This window comes from Streptomyces sp. NPDC052016, assembly GCF_044548445.1.
In the GTDB taxonomy this organism is placed as follows: domain Bacteria; phylum Actinomycetota; class Actinomycetes; order Streptomycetales; family Streptomycetaceae; genus Streptomyces.
Genome location: NZ_JBIUBX010000008.1, coordinates 247,408 through 263,505 on the forward strand (window position 1 = coordinate 247,408; position 16,098 = coordinate 263,505).

Annotated in this window: 16 protein-coding genes and 1 pseudogene; 10 read left to right on the forward strand and 7 right to left on the reverse strand. The window is 73.6% G+C overall.

The window, feature by feature from the left end; genetic code table 11:
• Positions 1-19: 19 nt before the first annotated feature.
• A complete protein-coding gene (locus ACIHAR_RS12985; RefSeq protein ID WP_400019130.1) occupies positions 20-625 on the forward strand; it encodes a hypothetical protein in 606 nt (201 codons plus the stop codon).
• Positions 626-789: 164 nt separating this feature from the next.
• Positions 790-3,234: a right-handed parallel beta-helix repeat-containing protein gene (locus ACIHAR_RS12990; RefSeq protein ID WP_400019132.1), complete on the forward strand. Its 2,445-nt coding sequence runs from the start codon at positions 790-792 to the stop codon at positions 3,232-3,234.
• A 55-nt stretch (positions 3,235-3,289) separates the two neighbouring features.
• On the opposite strand, the gene ACIHAR_RS12995 is transcribed toward ACIHAR_RS12990, so the two are convergent.
• Positions 3,290-5,674, reverse strand: a complete 2,385-nt coding sequence (locus ACIHAR_RS12995) for a hypothetical protein (RefSeq protein WP_400019134.1) — start codon at positions 5,672-5,674, stop codon at positions 3,290-3,292.
• Positions 5,675-5,980: 306 nt separating this feature from the next.
• On the opposite strand from ACIHAR_RS12995, the gene ACIHAR_RS13000 reads away from it, so the two are divergent.
• Both ACIHAR_RS13000 and ACIHAR_RS13005 read left to right on the forward strand, forming a co-directional pair.
• Positions 5,981-6,817 (forward strand): DeoR/GlpR family DNA-binding transcription regulator, encoded by an 837-nt coding sequence (locus tag ACIHAR_RS13000; RefSeq protein WP_400019136.1) that lies wholly within the window; start codon positions 5,981-5,983, stop codon positions 6,815-6,817.
• A 56-nt stretch (positions 6,818-6,873) separates the two neighbouring features.
• The gene (locus ACIHAR_RS13005; protein WP_400019138.1) at positions 6,874-7,350 is read left to right on the forward strand and encodes an SRPBCC family protein; all 477 of its coding nucleotides are present in this window, start codon (positions 6,874-6,876) and stop codon (positions 7,348-7,350) included.
• A gap of 29 nt (positions 7,351-7,379) precedes the next feature.
• Here the strand turns inward: ACIHAR_RS13005 and ACIHAR_RS13010 are convergent, their stop codons facing one another.
• Positions 7,380-8,504, reverse strand: coding sequence for a PLP-dependent cysteine synthase family protein (locus ACIHAR_RS13010; RefSeq protein ID WP_400019140.1), 1,125 nt, complete (start codon positions 8,502-8,504; stop codon positions 7,380-7,382).
• Between the two features lie 359 nt (positions 8,505-8,863).
• Here ACIHAR_RS13010 and ACIHAR_RS13015 point away from each other — a divergent pair, with 359 nt between their 5' ends.
• Both ACIHAR_RS13015 and ACIHAR_RS13020 read left to right on the forward strand, forming a co-directional pair.
• On the forward strand, positions 8,864-9,187 hold the full coding sequence (locus ACIHAR_RS13015) for a hypothetical protein (protein ID WP_365466814.1): 324 nt from the start codon (positions 8,864-8,866) through the stop codon (positions 9,185-9,187).
• A 211-nt stretch (positions 9,188-9,398) separates the two neighbouring features.
• Positions 9,399-9,950 carry an ATP-binding protein gene (locus ACIHAR_RS13020; RefSeq protein ID WP_365466812.1) on the forward strand — a complete coding sequence of 184 codons (552 nt, stop codon included), beginning with the start codon at positions 9,399-9,401 and terminating at the stop codon, positions 9,948-9,950.
• A 119-nt stretch (positions 9,951-10,069) separates the two neighbouring features.
• On the opposite strand, the gene ACIHAR_RS13025 is transcribed toward ACIHAR_RS13020, so the two are convergent.
• The gene (locus tag ACIHAR_RS13025; protein ID WP_400019166.1) at positions 10,070-10,357 is read right to left on the reverse strand and encodes an SHOCT domain-containing protein; all 288 of its coding nucleotides are present in this window, start codon (positions 10,355-10,357) and stop codon (positions 10,070-10,072) included.
• A 166-nt stretch (positions 10,358-10,523) separates the two neighbouring features.
• Between ACIHAR_RS13025 and ACIHAR_RS13030 the strand changes: the two genes are divergently transcribed.
• From ACIHAR_RS13030 to ACIHAR_RS13040, 3 genes are all read left to right on the forward strand, one after another.
• Positions 10,524-11,111: a TetR/AcrR family transcriptional regulator gene (locus tag ACIHAR_RS13030; RefSeq protein WP_400019142.1), complete on the forward strand. Its 588-nt coding sequence runs from the start codon at positions 10,524-10,526 to the stop codon at positions 11,109-11,111.
• Between the two features lie 9 nt (positions 11,112-11,120).
• Positions 11,121-11,714: a DUF4865 family protein gene (locus ACIHAR_RS13035; protein ID WP_400019144.1), complete on the forward strand. Its 594-nt coding sequence runs from the start codon at positions 11,121-11,123 to the stop codon at positions 11,712-11,714.
• Positions 11,715-12,046: 332 nt separating this feature from the next.
• Entirely contained in the window at positions 12,047-12,214 is a 168-nt protein-coding gene (locus ACIHAR_RS13040) for a DUF1272 domain-containing protein (RefSeq protein ID WP_400019168.1), read from the forward strand.
• 44 nt (positions 12,215-12,258) lie between these two features.
• On the opposite strand, the gene ACIHAR_RS13045 is transcribed toward ACIHAR_RS13040, so the two are convergent.
• The 3 genes from ACIHAR_RS13045 to ACIHAR_RS13055 are packed head-to-tail and all read right to left on the reverse strand — an operon-like array spanning position 12,259 to position 14,136.
• A complete protein-coding gene (locus ACIHAR_RS13045; RefSeq protein WP_400019146.1) occupies positions 12,259-12,681 on the reverse strand; it encodes a PPOX class F420-dependent oxidoreductase in 423 nt (140 codons plus the stop codon).
• 18 nt (positions 12,682-12,699) lie between these two features.
• Positions 12,700-13,584 carry an NAD(P)-dependent oxidoreductase gene (locus tag ACIHAR_RS13050; protein ID WP_365466802.1) on the reverse strand — a complete coding sequence of 295 codons (885 nt, stop codon included), beginning with the start codon at positions 13,582-13,584 and terminating at the stop codon, positions 12,700-12,702.
• Between the two features lie 9 nt (positions 13,585-13,593).
• Positions 13,594-14,136: an SRPBCC domain-containing protein gene (locus tag ACIHAR_RS13055; protein ID WP_400019148.1), complete on the reverse strand. Its 543-nt coding sequence runs from the start codon at positions 14,134-14,136 to the stop codon at positions 13,594-13,596.
• A gap of 141 nt (positions 14,137-14,277) precedes the next feature.
• Here ACIHAR_RS13055 and ACIHAR_RS13060 point away from each other — a divergent pair.
• Positions 14,278-14,427: pseudogene (locus tag ACIHAR_RS13060) on the forward strand (SDR family oxidoreductase); the annotation flags it as partial.
• Positions 14,428-14,705: 278 nt separating this feature from the next.
• Here the strand turns inward: ACIHAR_RS13060 and ACIHAR_RS13065 are convergent.
• On the reverse strand, positions 14,706-15,950 hold the full coding sequence (locus tag ACIHAR_RS13065; RefSeq protein ID WP_365466798.1) for an ROK family protein: 1,245 nt from the start codon (positions 15,948-15,950) through the stop codon (positions 14,706-14,708).
• Positions 15,951-16,098 lie beyond the last annotated feature (148 nt).

A 16,098-nucleotide genomic window follows, 5' to 3' on the forward strand; every position in this document is an offset into this window, starting at 1 on the left:
GGAAGGGGGTGCGGGACCGTTGCGAGTGATCGGTGGACTCTGGCGCTGGCGGCACAACCCGCTGCGCCGTACGACGGACCTGGTCGAGGCGTGGGTCGCCCTGTCGGCGCTGCTCCTCATCCTGCTCGTCGCGCCCGCCGTGGGCGCACTCGCCGGTGCCGTCGCCCAGGACTCGTTGCAGCAGTCGGTCCGCGAACAGCGCGCATCCCGCCACGAGATCACGGCCACCGTCGTACGGAAGATCGACGGCTCGCTGCTGGAGGCGGATCCCGAGAGCGCCTCCGGGCGGGACACCCGCACCCGGGTGATCGCCGACTGGACCGCCCCCGACGGCACCGCACACCACGGGGCGGTGCTGGCGGGCCTCGACTCCCCGCGGCCCGGGGACCACTTCGCGATATGGACGGACACGCACGGCCGTCTCGTGGCCCGCCCGCTCGACACCGCCACGGCGACGACGCACGCCGTGCTCGCGGGCTTCGGCGCCGCCGTCGTCACCGCCGGCGTCGTCGAGGGCGTGCGAAGACTGATCGTCTGGCGCATGGTCCACCGCCGTTACGTCCGCTGGGACCAGGCCTGGGACCGCGCCGGTCCGGACTGGGGCCGTACCGGTACCGGTAGCTGACGCGTCGCGTCACGGTCAACTCATCGCCCTCGCGCACGCTACGGTGGACCGGCCGAAGCACGAGGCATCAACCCGCGCGCGAGTGCGCCTGCCGGGGTGCGGCTGTCAGCGCCCCGAAGGTGAACGAGCGATCAGTACGACCGAGGTGGGGGCACAGCAACGCCATGGCACAGGGCACGGTCCAGGTGACGCACACCGGCACATCGAGGTGGCGCCGCCGCACGGGTGAGTACGCATCGCTCGCCGCCGCCCTGGAGGCCGCGGCCGAGGGCGACGTCCTCACCATCGCTCCCGGCATCTACCGGGAGAACCTCGTCGTGCAGCGGTCCGTGACCCTGCGCGGCCCGGAGGGCTTGCCCGGGTCCGTGCGCATCGCGCCGGTGGACGGGGTGCCGCTGACCGTACGCGCCTCGGCGGTCGTCCAGGACCTGCACGTGGAGGGCCAGGACGCGGCCGCGCCCGCGGTCCTCGTCGAGGACGGCGCGCCGGAGTTGCTGGACCTGCGGATCGTCACACGGTCCGCCGCCGGCATCGAGGTGCGCGGCCATGCCCGCCCGACCGTCCGGCGGTGCACCGTCGACAACCCGGCCGGCATCGGCATCGCCGTGGTCGACGGCGGCGGGGGTGTCTTCGAGGACTGCGAGGTCGTCGCCGCCGGGCAGGCGGGCGTCGCGGTGCGCGGGGGTGGCCACCCCCGTCTGGAGCGCTGCAAGGTGCGCCGCGCCTCGGGCACGGGACTGAGCGCGACCGGCGACAACTCCGCGCTGGAAGCGGTTGGCTGCGAGGTCTCCGAGGTCCGCGGCAACGGCGTCCACATCACCGCACAGGCCACCGCGCACCTCACCGACTGCGACGTCCACCGCACCACCGCGGACGGGGTCACCCTCGACACGGACGCCGTGCTCACCCTCGCCGACTGCCGTATCCACGACATCCCGGAGAACGCGATCGACCTGCGCTCGCGCTCCGTTCTGACGCTGACGCGGACGACGGTGCGACAGTTCGGGCGCAACGGGCTGTCGGTGTGGGATCCGGGCACGCGGGTGGACGCCCACCAGTCCGAGATCTGCGACAGCACCGGCGACTACCCGGCCGTCTGGGTCAGCGACGGCGCCACCGCGGTGCTGGACTCCTGCCGGGTGCACGACGTGCCGGACGCCCTGTTCGTCCTCGACCGCGGCTCGCGCGCGGACGTCGTCGACAGCGACCTGTTCCAGGTGCGCAACACGGCCGTGTCGGTGAGCGACGGCGCGACCGCCCAACTCGACGACTGCCGGATCCGGGAGGCGGCGACCGGCGCCTGGTTCCGCGACCACGGCAGCGGCGGCAACCTCACCAACTGCACCCTGGACGCCACGCAGACGGGCGTGATCGTCACCAAGGGCGCCGACCCCACCGTCGAGCGGTGCACGGTGGACTCCCCCGGCGAGGCGGGGTTCTACGTGTCGGCCGGGGGCCGCGGCAGCTTCCTGAACTGCCGGGTGACGAAGAGCGGCGGCTACGGCTTCCACGTGATAGACGGCTGCCGCACGACGCTGCGCCGGTGCCGCACCGAGCGCTGCGCCCGCAGTGGTTACGAGTTCGCCGACGGCGGCGCGGACCCGGCGGCCGGTTCCGGTCCGGTGGTGGAGGACTGCACCAGCGACGAGAGCGCGAGCCTGCGCACACCGCCGACGGCCACGCCGGCCACGGCCCTGCAGACGACCCCTCAGTCGGCGGGGCTGATCCTCGGCGCGGTCCCCGAGCCACGGGCCGGCCTGCCGGAGGTCCCCGCCACCACCGCACCGGACACACCGGTGCGGACCTCGAAGGACGTCCTCGGCGAACTCGACGCGCTGGTGGGTCTGGAGAGCGTCAAGCGGGAGGTGCGGGCGCTCATCGACATGATCGAGGTGGGCCGGCGCCGGCAGCAGGCGGGCCTCAAGGCGGCCTCCGTCAAGCGCCACCTGGTCTTCACCGGCTCCCCCGGCACCGGCAAGACGACCGTCGCACGGCTGTACGGCGAGATCCTCGCCGCCTTGGACGTGCTGGAAAAGGGCCATCTCGTCGAGGTGTCCCGCGTCGACCTGGTGGGCGAGCACATCGGCTCCACCGCGATCCGCACGCAGGAGGCCTTCGAACGGGCCCGTGGCGGCGTGCTGTTCATCGACGAGGCGTACGCCCTGTCGCCGGAGGACGCCGGGCGCGACTTCGGCAAGGAGGCCATCGACACGCTCGTGAAGCTGATGGAGGACCACCGGGACGCCGTGGTCGTGATCGTCGCGGGATACACGGCCGAGATGGAGCGGTTCCTGTCGGTCAACCCCGGTGTGGCGTCCCGGTTCTCACGGACCATCACCTTCGGCGACTACGGCCCCGAGGAGCTGCTGCGGATCGTGGAGCAGCAGGCCGACGAGCACGAGTACCAGCTCGCCCCGGGAACCGCGGAGGCGCTGCTGAAGTACTTCACGGAGATCCCGAAGGGCCCCGCCTTCGGCAACGGCCGTACCGCGCGCCGCACGTTCGAGGCGATGGTGGAGCGGCACGCGGGCCGGGTGGCGCAGGTGGCGGAGCCGAGCAAGGACGATCTGACGCTGCTGTTCGCGGAGGACCTGCCGGAGCTTCCCTAGGGGGTGCCGCGAAGTCGCGCCTGGCCTGCGGGGGCGATGCGACGTCGCGGAACCCTCAGCCCGATGCGCTCCTGTCCCCCTCGGCCTCGGCGACCCCCGTCCGCGGGCGCTCCGGCTCCCCGGCCTGCGCGCGCTGCACCGGGACCTCCGGGCGGAGGCGGGCCAGGAGCAGCTCGCGTTCCTCTGCGAACGCCGGGTCCGCCTGGTAGTCGGAGTGGCCCAGGACGGGTGCGGGCAGGGGGTGGTCCTCGGTGCGACCGTAGGCGAGCGGGTCCGCGAGGGGCGGACGGTCGACCTCGGGGCCGCAGCTGTCGCCGGACAGCCGGACCGGGCCGCCGATGGGGTCGGTGAGCCGGTAGAGGTTGCGCCAGCAGTCGATGTCCTCGTGCAGGGCGCTCAGCGCGGCCGGTCCGAAGTGGGCCGGGAACCAGCGGCCGTAGAGGCGCTCGATCGGGGAGCCGTAGGTGAGCAGCGCGACGCGTTTGCGGTCGGCGGCGGTCAGTTGCCAGGCCGCGGCGGCGGCGAGGACGCTGCCCTGGGAATGGCCGGAGATCACCAGGCGGCCGCCGGTGGCGCGCGTCCAGGTGGCCATGCGCCAGGTCAGGTCGGGCACCGCGCGCTCGGCGTAGCAGGGCGGGGAGAAGGGGTGAGCGGCGCGCGGCCAGAAGGTGCCGACGTCCCACAGGATGCCGATCGTGCGCCGTGCGGAGGCGTCCTTGTAGGCGCGTCTGCCCCAGGTGACGAACAGTATGAAGCCGAGGCCGATGAGCCAGGAGCCGATCGCCTGGCCGGTCTCGGCGGCGCCCCGGACGAAGGCGTGGGCGCCCTCGGCGGCCCGGCCGGGCGTCCGGCCGGTGGCGAAGGCGCCGACCAGGGCGCCCGCGCCCAGGAGCAGGGTCGTGGCGGCGGTGACGGCGACCAGGAGCGGGGCACGGTCGGTGAGGGTGGCCAGCGCGCGGGCCCGGGCGATGCGCTGGGTGTGCGCCGGATCGCCGGGTTCGGCCCCGTAGTCCCGGGCCACCGCCACACGTTCGGCGCGGGTGAGGCGCCATGCGCTGCGGCCGAGCAGCCCGCCCAGGACGAGCAGCACGATCAGCAGCACCGGGATCACGGACGCCTGCCAGGTCAGCAGCACCGGCGGGCCGGGCAGGGAGGTGCCGGTGCCGTCGAGCCAGTCGGAGACGCGCTGGGAGACGCCGCCGGACATCACACCGCCGAGCGCGCAGGCCAGGGTCGCGACGGCGGGCCCGCCCAGGCCGCGCAGGGCGGCACGCCCCTCGGGGTCGCGGGCGGAGCGTCGGTACAGGACGGAGGCCACCACGGCCATGGCGAGCACCAGGGCGCCCTGGAGGAGGGTGATCGCGCCGAAGGTCGTGTCCCCCGGGAGGCGGCCGTCCGACTCCCAGCCGGGACGGTGCCAGCCGGCGTACACGAGGGTGAGCGCGAGCAGGACGAGGGCGGCCAGGGGCAGGCGTCGTACGAGGTGGGCGTCGAGCACACGGTCGAGACGGCGTTCGCTGCGGCCTCTGCGGCAGACGACCCAGACCGTGGCGACGGCGCCGGCGGCCAGGGCTGCTTCCAGGAGCCGTCCGAGGACGTCCAGCAGGGCGGGGCCGCCGGGGGCGCGGTCCTGCCGGGCGGCGGCCGTGCCGACCGCGGCGGCCACCGTGAGCAGGCCCGCCGCCGTGTGGGCCGCGCGCAGCCGGGCCACCAGGCGGCGCCCGTACCAGAAGCCGGGGCGGCCCAGGGCGGTGTGGCCGAGCACGTCCTCCGGCTCGGGCCTGCCGTTCGGGGGTTCCTGGGACTCGTAGGCCCGCCAGGTGCGGTGGGAGAGGTACCACAGGAGCGCGGTGAGAGCCGTCGGGACGACGGCCGCGAGGGCGAGACGTCGGCCGGGCGTGGTCCACCAGCCGCCGTCCCTGACCGCGGGCGACAGGAAGCCCAGCCAGGAGTGCCGTCCGGCGCACGACGACGTGCCCGCGCACTGCCAGGCCGTCAGGTCCAGGGCGACCTCGCAGGCCGCGGCGACGAGCAGCACGGTCAGGGTCAGGCCGGCGAGCCGCACCAGCAGGCCGTAGAGGCGGACCACGCGGGTGCGTTCCTTCGCCGCCGGACGCATCCAGTGGGCGAGGTTGACGACCATGAACGGCAGGAGCAGCAGCCACAGGGCGCGCGTGCCGTTGCCCGAGGTCAGGTTGCACCAGACGTAGGCCTCGGGGACCGGGCGGTCCCGGGGACCGCCGGTCGCGGTGCCGGCGTGGTCGGCGTCCACGTCGTCGGCGCGGCGGAACACGGCGGCCGTGTCGTCGCCGGTGATCCGTACGGTGCGTGGATCGTTCAGCATCTTCTCGGGCGTGGTACCGCCGACGCCGTGGACCAGGAGTTCCAGGGCTGCCGCGGGCGGCCGGCCGGTGCCGGCGGGTTGCTGCGCACGTTCCACTGTTCTCGCACTTCCCCCGTGACGCGCTGTCGACATCTGTGTGCGTGCGGGCACCAGGATCTCCGCTCGGCGGCCCGTGCACACCCGTCGTCACCGAATCTCCCCCGATCCGTGTGACGAACGGGACCGGAGGACGGCACGGGGGGTGACATGTGCGCGTCGGGTGGGTGGTGGCGCTGCCGGTGCCCGCCCGTGCGAGGATGGGACGCCCGCACGCCGCCGACCGGCAGAATGTCCGTCGTCGCAGGTGTCGGGGAGTGGGGGAACCGGAGTGCATCGGCTTGAGGCGAGAGGACCGGAGCGGACGTGAGTGAGAATCAGAACCTCCTCGCGGAGCAGCGCCGCGCCTTGATCCTGGACGAGGTCCGACGCCGTGGCGGTGTCCGGGTCAACGAGCTGACCCGCAAGCTCGGCGTGTCGGACATGACCGTCCGCCGCGACCTGGACGCGCTGGCCCGGCAGGGCGTCCTGGAGAAGGTGCACGGCGGCGCCGTGCCGGTGGTCGAGGCGAGCACGCACGAGCCCGGCTTCGAGGCGAAGTCGGGTCTGGAGCTGACCGCCAAGGAGGACATCGCGCGGGCCGCGGCGGAGCTGGTCGCGCCGGGCAGCGCCATCGCTCTGTCGGGCGGTACGACCACGTACGCGCTGGCGCACCGGCTGGTCGACGTGCCGGACCTGACCGTGGTGACCAACTCGGTGCGGGTCGCCGACGTCTTCCATGTGGCGCAGCGCGCCTCCGGTCCCCGCCAGGGCGCGGCCACGGTGGTGCTGACCGGCGGGGTGCGCACACCCTCCGACTCGCTGGTGGGCCCGGTGGCCGACCAGGCCATCGCGGCGCTCCACTTCGACGTGCTGTTCCTCGGCGTGCACGGGATATCGGCCGAGGCCGGCCTGTCGACGCCGAACCTGGCGGAGGCCGAGACCAACCGGCGTCTGGTGCAGTCGGCGCGCCGGGTCGTGGTGGTCGCCGACCACACCAAATGGGGTGTGGTGGGTCTCAGCTCCTTCGCGGCGCTGGAGCAGGTCGACACGCTGGTGACGGACGCGGGCCTGCCGACCGACGCGCGCGCGGAGATCTCCGAGCATCTGCGGCTGGTGGTCGCGGGCGAGTCCGGTGAGTTCGCCGAGGGTGCAGACAACTGACGGGTCGGCAGCTAGGGTGACGCACCCGTTTCCTCGCTGCTGAGGAGGTCGCGCGCATGGCTCACGGTCTGCGCCCCGAAGGGCTGGGCTTCGTCGAGGCGGCGCCCGTCCGGCTGGTCTTCGCCCGGGAGGTTTCCGCGTCTCCGGAACGGGTCTTCCACGCGCTCGCCGACGACGTGCCCGGGTGGGCCGTCTGGTTCCCCGCGGTGACGGCGGCGCGGCCGGTCGACGGCGGCGCGGGCCGCGAGATACGGCTCAGGGGAGGGACGCGGTTCCGGGAGACGGTGCTCGCGGCGAAGGAGCCGGAGGTGTACGCCTACCGGGTCGACGTCACCAACGCGCCGGGGGCCCGTGCGCTGGTCGAGGAGTGGCGGCTCGCCCCTGCCGAGGCGGGGACGCGGGTGCAGTGGACGTTCGCCGCGGACGGGACGGCGGCCTTCCGGGCCGTGCTGCGGCTGGCCCGGGCCGGGATGGGCCGGACCTTCCGGGACGCGGTGACGCGACTGGACCGGAGGCTCACGACACCGTCGTAGCGCACGGGCGGCCGGCTCGGGACGGTGTGTCAGCCCTGCCACACACCGGTTGCCAGCAGCGTGTCGATCGCCGCCGTGTACGGGGCGATGTCGAGGCCCTGTTCGGCGAGCCAGGCGTCGGAGTAGTACTTGTCGAGGTAGCGGTCGCCCGGGTCGCACAGCAGGGTGACCACGCTGCCCTGCCGTCCCTCGGCCACCATCTCGGCGACGATCTTCAGCGCGCTCCACAGGCCGGTGCCGGTCGAGCCGCCCGCCTTGCGGCCGATGACCCGCTCGAGGGCGCGGACGGCGGCGATGCCGGCCGCGTCCGGGACCTTCATCATCCGGTCGACGGCGCCGGGCACGAAGCTCGGTTCCATACGGGGCCGGCCGATGCCCTCGATGCGGGAGCCGCAGTCGCAGGTGACGTCCGGATCGCCGGTGGTCCAGCCCTCGAAGAAACAGGAGTTCTCCGGGTCGGCGACGCACACGCGCGTGTCGTACTGCATGTAGTGGACGTAGCGCGCGAGGGTCGCTGAGGTGCCGCCGGTGCCGGCCGTGGCGACGATCCACGCGGGCTCCGGGAACCGTTCCAGACGCAGCTGACGGAAGATGGATTCGGCGATGTTGTTGTTGCCGCGCCAGTCGGTGGCCCGTTCGGCGTAGGTGAACTGGTCCATGTAGTGGCCGCCGGTCTCCACCGCGAGGCGGGCGGACTCCTCGTACATCCTGCGGGAGTCGTCCACGAAGTGGCACCGGCCGCCGTGGAACTCGATCAGTCGGATCTTCTCGGCGCTCGTCGTGCGCGGCATCACGGCGATGAAGGGCACACCGATCAGCTTGGCGAAGTAGGCCTCGGAGACGGCCGTGGAGCCGCTGGACGCCTCGATCACCGGGCGGTCCGGCCGGATCCAGCCATTGCACAGCCCGTACAGGAAGAGGGAGCGGGCGAGACGGTGCTTGAGGCTGCCGGTGGGGTGGGTCGACTCGTCCTTGAGGTAGAGGTCGATGCCCCAGCGTTCGGGCAGGGGGAAGCGCAGCAGATGCGTGTCGGCCGAACGGTTGGCGTCCGCCTGGACCTTGCGGACCGCTTCTTTCAGCCAGCCGCGGTAGGTGGTGTCGCTGCGGTCGACGTCGAGGGTGGGGCCGGTCAGGGCCTGCTGGGGGGTGGTCACGGCTGGGCTCCTTCGTGCTGCGCGCCGACGGCGCCTCGGGCGACCGGCGCGCTTCGATCATAGGCACCTTCCGCACCACTTCCCACCTGCATAAACGCATCTTTGAGGGCGCCAAAGGAGGTCCTGGGTGCGAGGGGGCGCGGGGTGGGGGGCGCATTCGCGCGAGTGCTCCCGTCCGGCCCCGGACGGCGTGTCGTGCGCACTGGTGCTCGACGGCCCGGGCGGGCAGACTGCACCCGGCGGGGCGGAGGTCCCGGACGGGGGCGCACACTGGATCACGACACGGGCTGGTCACCGCCCGCAGAGGAAAAGCGGAGCGGCAACACCCACGGGCTGCCTGAGGGCTGAGGGGGCGGAGCATGGCGGAGCCGGAGTTCACAGCGACGGGCGTGCGGATCGGGAAGCGGCTGCGCTCGCTCACCCGGGCCGGACAGGTCCGGATCAACGACGGCCGGCTGGAGCTGCTCACCAGCTACGGCAGCGAGATCGACAGCGCGCCGGTGCAGGCGGTCCGCGCCTCGCGGCCCTGGTTCGCCCCGGAGGACCGCGCGCTGGCGGACCTCAACGGCAAGCGGTACCTGCTGACTCTCGGCGACCACGACCCCGCGCCGGGCGAGCCGGGGCCGCCGGCGGCGCGCCGGTTCATCGAAGCCGTACGCCGGGCCTCGGGGCGCGAGGACTGAGCCGACCGCGGAGCGTGGTCGGTTCCTGACGGCGAGTTGCGGTCCCGGACCCCTTGCGCCACGCTGTTCTCACGTCACTCTGGGTTTACCGGCGATAACGCTGCGAACCAGCCCGCCGGCCACGTCAGCAGGCGGCCGCCTCGCGCAGACGCACTGCTCCGATCGATCCGAACTCCGTGTTCTTCCGGACCTACGTCGGGGAGTCGCAGCCGTGATCAGCAACCCAAGCAGGCACTGCACGGTGGAGCTTCAAGCCCTGCCGTCGCGGATCGGCCAGGTCCGCAGAATCGTATCGGCGCAGTTGCGCTACTGGCATCTGGATCCGTTGATAGACCGGGCGGCGCTCGGTGTGACGGAGCTGCTGACCAACGTCCATCTGCATGCGCAGCCCGACAAGACGTGCACCGTGGAGATGGAGCTGTTGCTCGACCGGCTCACCGTCTCCGTGCGCGACCGCGATCCGCGGCTCCCCGTGGTGAAGGACGTGGTGGCCGGCGTCAAGAACGCCGACGCCCTCGCCACGTGCGGACGTGGGCTCGCGATGGTGGCCGCGCTCAGCGAGAGCTGGGGCGCGCGGCCGGACGGCGAGTCCGGCAAGGTCGTGTGGTTCACCCTGCCGGCGGCCGGCGCCGTGCGTGACCGGGCGGCGCGACCGCCCCGCCGGGTGGCGGCCGACCAGGGCGCGCTCCTGTTCCCGGAGGTCGTCGCGGTCGACGGCCGCGGCCCGGCACACGCTCCCGCCCGGTCGGCCGTGGTCGGCTGACCGGGCGGTGACCCCACCCCTGGGGAAGGGCCATCCGGCGGCGACGGCCCGCGGCACGGCCGTGTGTGCCGCGCGGCGGCGACGCGCCGGGCGGCCCTCCGGGGTGGCCGTCGCCGCGCTCATGCCGCGCCACCCCCACGGCCGAACCGCTCGTCCAGGACGGACAGCCGGCGCCAGTACTCCTCCTCGTCGATCTCGCCGGAGGCGAAGCGGCGGCCGAGGACCGCGGGGGGCGAGTCGCCGCCGGGGCGCTCGTCGGCCACCTGCCGGGGGTGGCCAGGGCGACCGCCGTGCCACTCGGTGCGGCGCAGGAGGGTCACGGCGCCGATCACTACGGCCGTCCAGATCAGCGGGAAGAAGAGGATCCACGGGCCGGGGCCGCCGTCCCAGGTCGCCAGGGTCTGCATCTCGGTCATCTCCCGGGTCGGCCTTCGGTGACGCTTCGGTCTTCGGTGATGCCTCGAGACTGGCTCCAGGGAGGGTGCCGGGTCGACGTACGGGCAGCGGCAGTGTGGATACCTCCCGCGGAGCACGCGGGCGCCGCGAAGGGCGTCGACGACTGTAACTACCAGTATGTACACTGCCTTCATGAGTACGTCGGAACGGCTGATCGAATCCACCCGGGAGCTTCTCTGGGAGCGGGGTTACGTGGGTACGAGCCCGAAAGCGATCCTGGAGCGGGCCGGCGCCGGTCAGGGCAGCATGTACCACCACTTCCGGGGGAAGCCGGATCTCGCCCTCGCGGCCATCCGCAGGACCGCCGAGGAGATGCGGGCCACCGCCGAGGGAGTACTGGGCGGACCGGGCACGCCGTACGAGCGGATCGAGGCGTATCTGCTGCGCGAGCGCGACGTGCTGCGCGGGTGTCCGGTCGGGCGGCTGACCATGGATCCGGACGTCGTCGCGAGGGAGGAACTGCGGGCGCCGGTCGACGAGACGATCGGCTGGCTGCGCGGGCGGCTCGCCGGAATCGTCGAAGAGGGCAAGGAGCGGGGCGAGTTCGCGCCCGAGCTGGACGGGGAGCAGATCGCCTCGGCCGTCCTCGCGACCGTGCAGGGGGGTTATGTGCTGGCCCGCGCGTCCGGCTCGCCCGCCGCCTTCGACGCGGGCGTCCAGGGCCTGCTCGCCCTTCTGCGCCCGCCGAAACCCACCACCGTCTGAGGAGCACCGATGCACGCCATGCAGTACGAGCTGACGCTGCCGGCCGACTACGACACGGACGTCGTCCGCGCGCGCGTGTCCCGCGTCGGGCACAAGCTCGACGACTGGGCCGGCCTCGGCCTCAAGGCGTACCTGCTGCGCGAGCGCGGGATGCACGGCTCCCCGGTCAACCAGTACGCGCCGTTCTACCTGTGGAACACGGTCGAGGGCATGAACGCCTTCCTGTGGGGCGGTCCTTTCCAGGGCCTGAGCGACGACTTCGGGCGCCCGGTGGTGCGGCAGTGGACGGGCCTGGCGTACGAGGAGGGCGCGGCCGCCGGCCGCCCCGCCCGGTTCGCCGTACGGCGGCGCCGGCCGTTGCCGGACGGGCTGGTGTACGCCGAGGTGGCCCGGGAGGCGGCGGACGAGGCCGGGCGGCTCGCGCGAGAGGACGGGGCGGTGCTGGCGGCGGCGGCCGTCGACACCAGCCGGTGGGAGACCGTGCATTTCTCGCTGTGGGAGCACGGGGACCCCGCCACGGTGAAGGCCGACGGCGACCTGTTCCAGGTGCTGCACGTGTCGGCGCCGGGGCGGGCGGTGCTGCCCCGCGGCCGGCAGTGGTGAACGCCGTCCGATGCCGTACGGGCGCGGGTCCAGCGGCGCATGGCCCGGTATCGCGGTGGTCCTTGGCGCCCGCCGCGGCGAGCATCGGGCGGCCGGCGGCCGGTCTCCCGCCGCTGTCCGGGGAGGCGGACGTGCACGGCGGTGACGAACCTTCACCAGGACATGCCGCGTCGGGGTGCTTTCCGTCCTTCGACGGATCGTCCAGGGCCCACCACGCCACGGACCGGCGGAAGCCGGACGTCGTACAAGCCCTCGTCGAGGCGGGGTTCGGGGTGAGCTCCGGCCGGGATGTGGCCCGATCGTGTCGATCTGTGTCCCGCCGCCGCGCTGCCGTGGTCCTCGGGCCCGCCGAGGATGGACCCACGACACGGCACGCACCGGCCCTGATCTGCTCCTACGAGTGCACCTTCTGCCCGCCGTGCGGCGAGCAGATGGGAAGCGTCTGCCCCAACTGCGGGGGTGAGTTGGTGGCCCGGCCGCGCCGTGCCGTTCCGGCGTGACGGCGGTTCGTCAGGTGGAGGCCTGGTCGCTGTCCTTCAGCGAGTCAGGTGGAGGCCTGGTCGCTGTCCTTCAGCGAGCCCCAGCCGTGCCAGCGCTCGACCTCGATCCAGGCGCTGACCCGGGCCCGCACCCGGTCCGGGTAGGGCTTTCCGGTGTAGTGGGTGGCGATCCGGTCGATGTCGGCGAGGTCCTCGTCCTCGTACGTCTCGACGACCCTGCCGATCAGGGTGACGTGGGTGTACCAGTCCTCGCCGTCGAGGACGGTCAGGGTGACGCGCGGGTCCCGCCGCAGGTGCTTGAGGCGGATCCGGCCCTCGTCCAGGCTGATCAGGGCCCTGCCGTCCTGCCAGAGGTACCAGGTGGGGGTGGACACGGGGGTTCCGTCCGAGCGGAGGGTCGCCATCACGCAGGGGTTGGGGCGGCCCAGCAGTTCGTCGGCCTCGGGCGGAAGCGGGGGTTTGGACACGGTGTTCCTCCTCGGGGGTCAGTCGTCCTCGTCGAAGCTGGCGAAGTAGGCGGCGGCCATGTCCTCGTCCCCGTGGCCCTGCGCGGCGGCCCGCTCGAGACGCTCGGCGCTCGCGGCGGCCACGTCCAGCCGGACGCCGTTCCTCTCCCCCGCCTCCACGATCAGGCGTGCGTCCTTCGCCGCCGTCGCCACCGCGAACTGCGCCGGCGAGAGCCGGTTCTGGAGGACCAGGCCGGCTTTGGCGCGCAGGTAGCCCATGTCGAGGGGGCCGCCCTCGATCAGGTCGAAGAACGCGTTCGGGTCGACGTCCAGGGACTGTGACAGCGCCAGCACCTCACCTGCCGCCGCGGTGGCCGCGATCACCCAGCTGTTGGCCACCAGCTTCAGCCGGGTGGCACTGCCCGCGCCGCCGTCCTCACCGGTCCACACCGTCCGCGCGCCCACCGCGTCGAGGACGGGGGCGACAGCCGCCCGGCTCGCGGACGGGCCCGCCGCCAGCACCGTCAGCTGCCCCGCCTCGGCGGGCTGACGCGTGCCCAGCACCGGTGCGTCGAAGAACACGAGGTCGTGTGCGCGGGCGAAGGCCGCCAGGTCGCCGATCGCCTCGATCCCGGCGGTGGTCGACTGCACCCAGGCGGCGCCCGCGCGCAGGGCCGGAGCCGCCTCCCGCATGACGTCCAGGGCGGCCGGACCGTCGTAGAGCATGGTCAGGACGACGTCGGCCCCCCGTACGGCGTCGGCGGGGGTGTCGGTGACGGTGACGCCGTCGGCGGTCAGCGGTTCGGCCTTGGCGCGGGTGCGGTTCCAGGCGCGGACGGCGTGTCCGGCGCGGGCGAGGTTGCGGGCCATCGCGGCGCCCATGATGCCGGTGCCCAGGACACTCACAGTGAGCTTGTCGGTCATGAGATCAACTTACTTGGAGGCGGCGGCGACGAGTCCGTCCAGCCAGGCCTGGTGGCCGTTGAGCATCGGGTTCGGGGTCTGCCGCGCCGGCTCCGCGGCCGGACGGCCGATCTGGGTCTCCTGGGTCAGGACGCGGACGCGGCCGCCGGGCAGGTCCTCCACGAGCCAGGCGTGCAGCACGTCAAGCCGCTCCTCCGGCGTGCCGTCCTGCTTCGCCGTCCACGACAGCCCGCCGGGGACGCCGTCGGCCGGGGCCTGGAACTCCACCACGTGTGCGTCCAGAGGCGGGAAGCCGAAGGTGCCGAAGCTGAAGCGCAGGCCGTCCCGCAGCTCGGGGCCACCGCCCTGCGGGAAGGAGATGTCGGCGACGTTGTCGTAGTACGACTCCCAGGTGGAGGTGTCGGTCAGGTAGTGCCACACCGCTGCGGCGGTGACGCCCCGGACGATCACCTCGTTGGAGACGAAGTTGTCGCCGGTGCCGGGCAGGTACTTCTCGGGCCAGGCGATCGCGTGCTGCGTGGTCGTGTTCTCGGTCGTCTTCTGGGTGACCATGGGTCCTCGGGTCGTGCGTGCGCCACCGGGTGGCGGCGTCTTCGACCATAGGGGCGTCTTCCATCGGCGAACCAATAGAGACCTCGATATCGGCCATCGGAGTGCCGATGGCCGTCGCACCGCCTCGAACCGATCCTCGCCGGGGCGCGGGTACGGATGAAGGAGGAGTCGCCGCTGGGCCGGGTCTCGTCGACGGACGAGGTGGCCCGGGCGGTGCTGTACCTGGCGTCGGACGACGCGGCGTCCGTGGTCGGCGCGGATCTGGTCGTCGACGGCGGAGCCGCCCTGTAGCCCTCCGCCCTCCCTGGACGCCATACCCCCTGGCGGACGCCAAGCCTTCTGGCGCCGCCCGGCCACGCCTCCGCCGGGCCCCGGCAGGCGTCACCCGCCCCAAGCGCCCGGCCGGAAGGCGTCACCGCCCCAAAAGGCCCGGCCGGCAGCCCTCACCCGCCCCAAGGGCCCGGCCGGCGGCCATCACCCACCCCCGAGGCCCCGCCCGCAGCGCTCGTCCTCCCCGGGCCGCGGGCCGTCGTCCTCCCCCCTCGGGCCTCGGCCCGGCCCCACACCGCTCAGACCTCGCTGAGCGCCGCCAGCGGATCGTCCAGCACGGGCTGCCAGGCCAACTCCGCCGCGCCGACAAGGCTGTTGTGGTCGAGGGAGCAGGCGAGGATGGGGACTCCGCCGCTGCGGCCCCAGAGGCTGCGGTCGGCGACGACCGCGCGGAGGCGGTCGGGGTCGGCGTCCAGGAGCGTGCGGTGCAGGCCGCCGAGGATGATCCGGTCGGGATTGAGGATGTTCACCAGGCCGGCCAGGCCCAGTCCGAGCCGGTCGATCAGGGCCTCGGCGGCCGTGCGGACGACCGGGTCATCGTACTCCTCCCGGACGAGCTCGTTGGCCTGCTGGAGCAGCGAGCCCTCGGGGCCCGGCTCGCGGCCGGCGGTGGTGAGGAGGGCCAGCGGATCGGCCTCGACGTCGAGGCAGCCGCGGCTGCCGCAGTGGCAGGGGCGGCCCTCGGGGTTGACGGTGAGGTGACCGACTTCGAGGGCGAGACCGGAACTGCCCGTGTGCAGACGCCCGTCGAGCACCAGCGCGCCGCCGACGCCACGGTGGCCCGTGGCCACGCACAGCAGGTCGCGGGCGCCGCGCCCGGCGCCGTGCCGGTGCTCGGCGAGCGCGGCGAGGTTGACGTCGTTGGCGGCGAACGCGGGGCCTGTGATGCCGGCGGCACGGACCCGCTCCGCGAAGATCTCCCGGACGGGTGCCCCGACCGGCCAGGCGAGGTGGAGGGGGTTCAGTGCCAGTCCCTCCGGTTCGGCGACCGCGGACGGCACGGCGAGGCCGGCGCCCACGCAGCGGCGGCCGGTGGCGCGCAGCAGGTCCGCGCCGGCCTCCACGACGGTGGCGAGCACCTTGGCGGGGTCGGCGTCGACGGTCTCGCATCCCGGCGTCGTCGCGACGATCCGCCCGCCGAGGCCTACCAGCGCGGCCCGGAAGCCGTCGGCGTGCACCTGGGCGGCCAGTGCCACCGGCCCGTCCCCGGCGAGTTCGAGCCGATGGGAGGGGCGGCCCTGGGAACCGGCGGCGGCGCCGGGGCGCGCGTCGACCCTGATCAGGCCGAGCGCCTCCAGTTCGGCGGCGACCGCACCGGCGGTGGCGCGCGTGACGCCGAGTTCGGCGGTGAGCACCGCGCGGGTGGGCGCCCGACCGGTGTGCACGAGCTCCAACGCGGGCCCGAGCGCACCGCGCCCCCGGTCCAACCGCGCCCTCGAGGTGGTCCCTTCCCCCGCCTGCCGGGGGTCCGCCTTGCCGCTCATGAGGGCGAGTCTCCCATGATCCGCTAGATGAATGAGTCCGATGTTTGCGCTGGCCGCGACCATGGCGAAGGGCGCCCGTTGGCCTGGTTGTGACTCCTTGCCTGGACGCCCTTCTGGCCGCACTGTACGTGTTCATCGACGACCATGT

Coding starts and splice junctions, on each gene's coding strand:
- ACIHAR_RS12990 (WP_400019132.1), top strand. CDS start 790: ATGGCACAGGGCACGGTCCAGGTGACGCACACCGGCACATCGAGGTGG.
- ACIHAR_RS13005 (WP_400019138.1), top strand. CDS start 6,874: ATGGCTCACGGTCTGCGCCCCGAAGGGCTGGGCTTCGTCGAGGCGGCG.
- ACIHAR_RS13015 (WP_365466814.1), top strand. CDS start 8,864: ATGGCGGAGCCGGAGTTCACAGCGACGGGCGTGCGGATCGGGAAGCGG.
- ACIHAR_RS13025 (WP_400019166.1), bottom strand. CDS start 10,357: ATGCAGACCCTGGCGACCTGGGACGGCGGCCCCGGCCCGTGGATCCTC.
- ACIHAR_RS13030 (WP_400019142.1), top strand. CDS start 10,524: ATGTACACTGCCTTCATGAGTACGTCGGAACGGCTGATCGAATCCACC.
- ACIHAR_RS13035 (WP_400019144.1), top strand. CDS start 11,121: ATGCACGCCATGCAGTACGAGCTGACGCTGCCGGCCGACTACGACACG.
- ACIHAR_RS13050 (WP_365466802.1), bottom strand. CDS start 13,584: ATGACCGACAAGCTCACTGTGAGTGTCCTGGGCACCGGCATCATGGGC.
- ACIHAR_RS13055 (WP_400019148.1), bottom strand. CDS start 14,136: ATGGTCACCCAGAAGACGACCGAGAACACGACCACGCAGCACGCGATC.
- ACIHAR_RS13065 (WP_365466798.1), bottom strand. CDS start 15,950: ATGAGCGGCAAGGCGGACCCCCGGCAGGCGGGGGAAGGGACCACCTCG.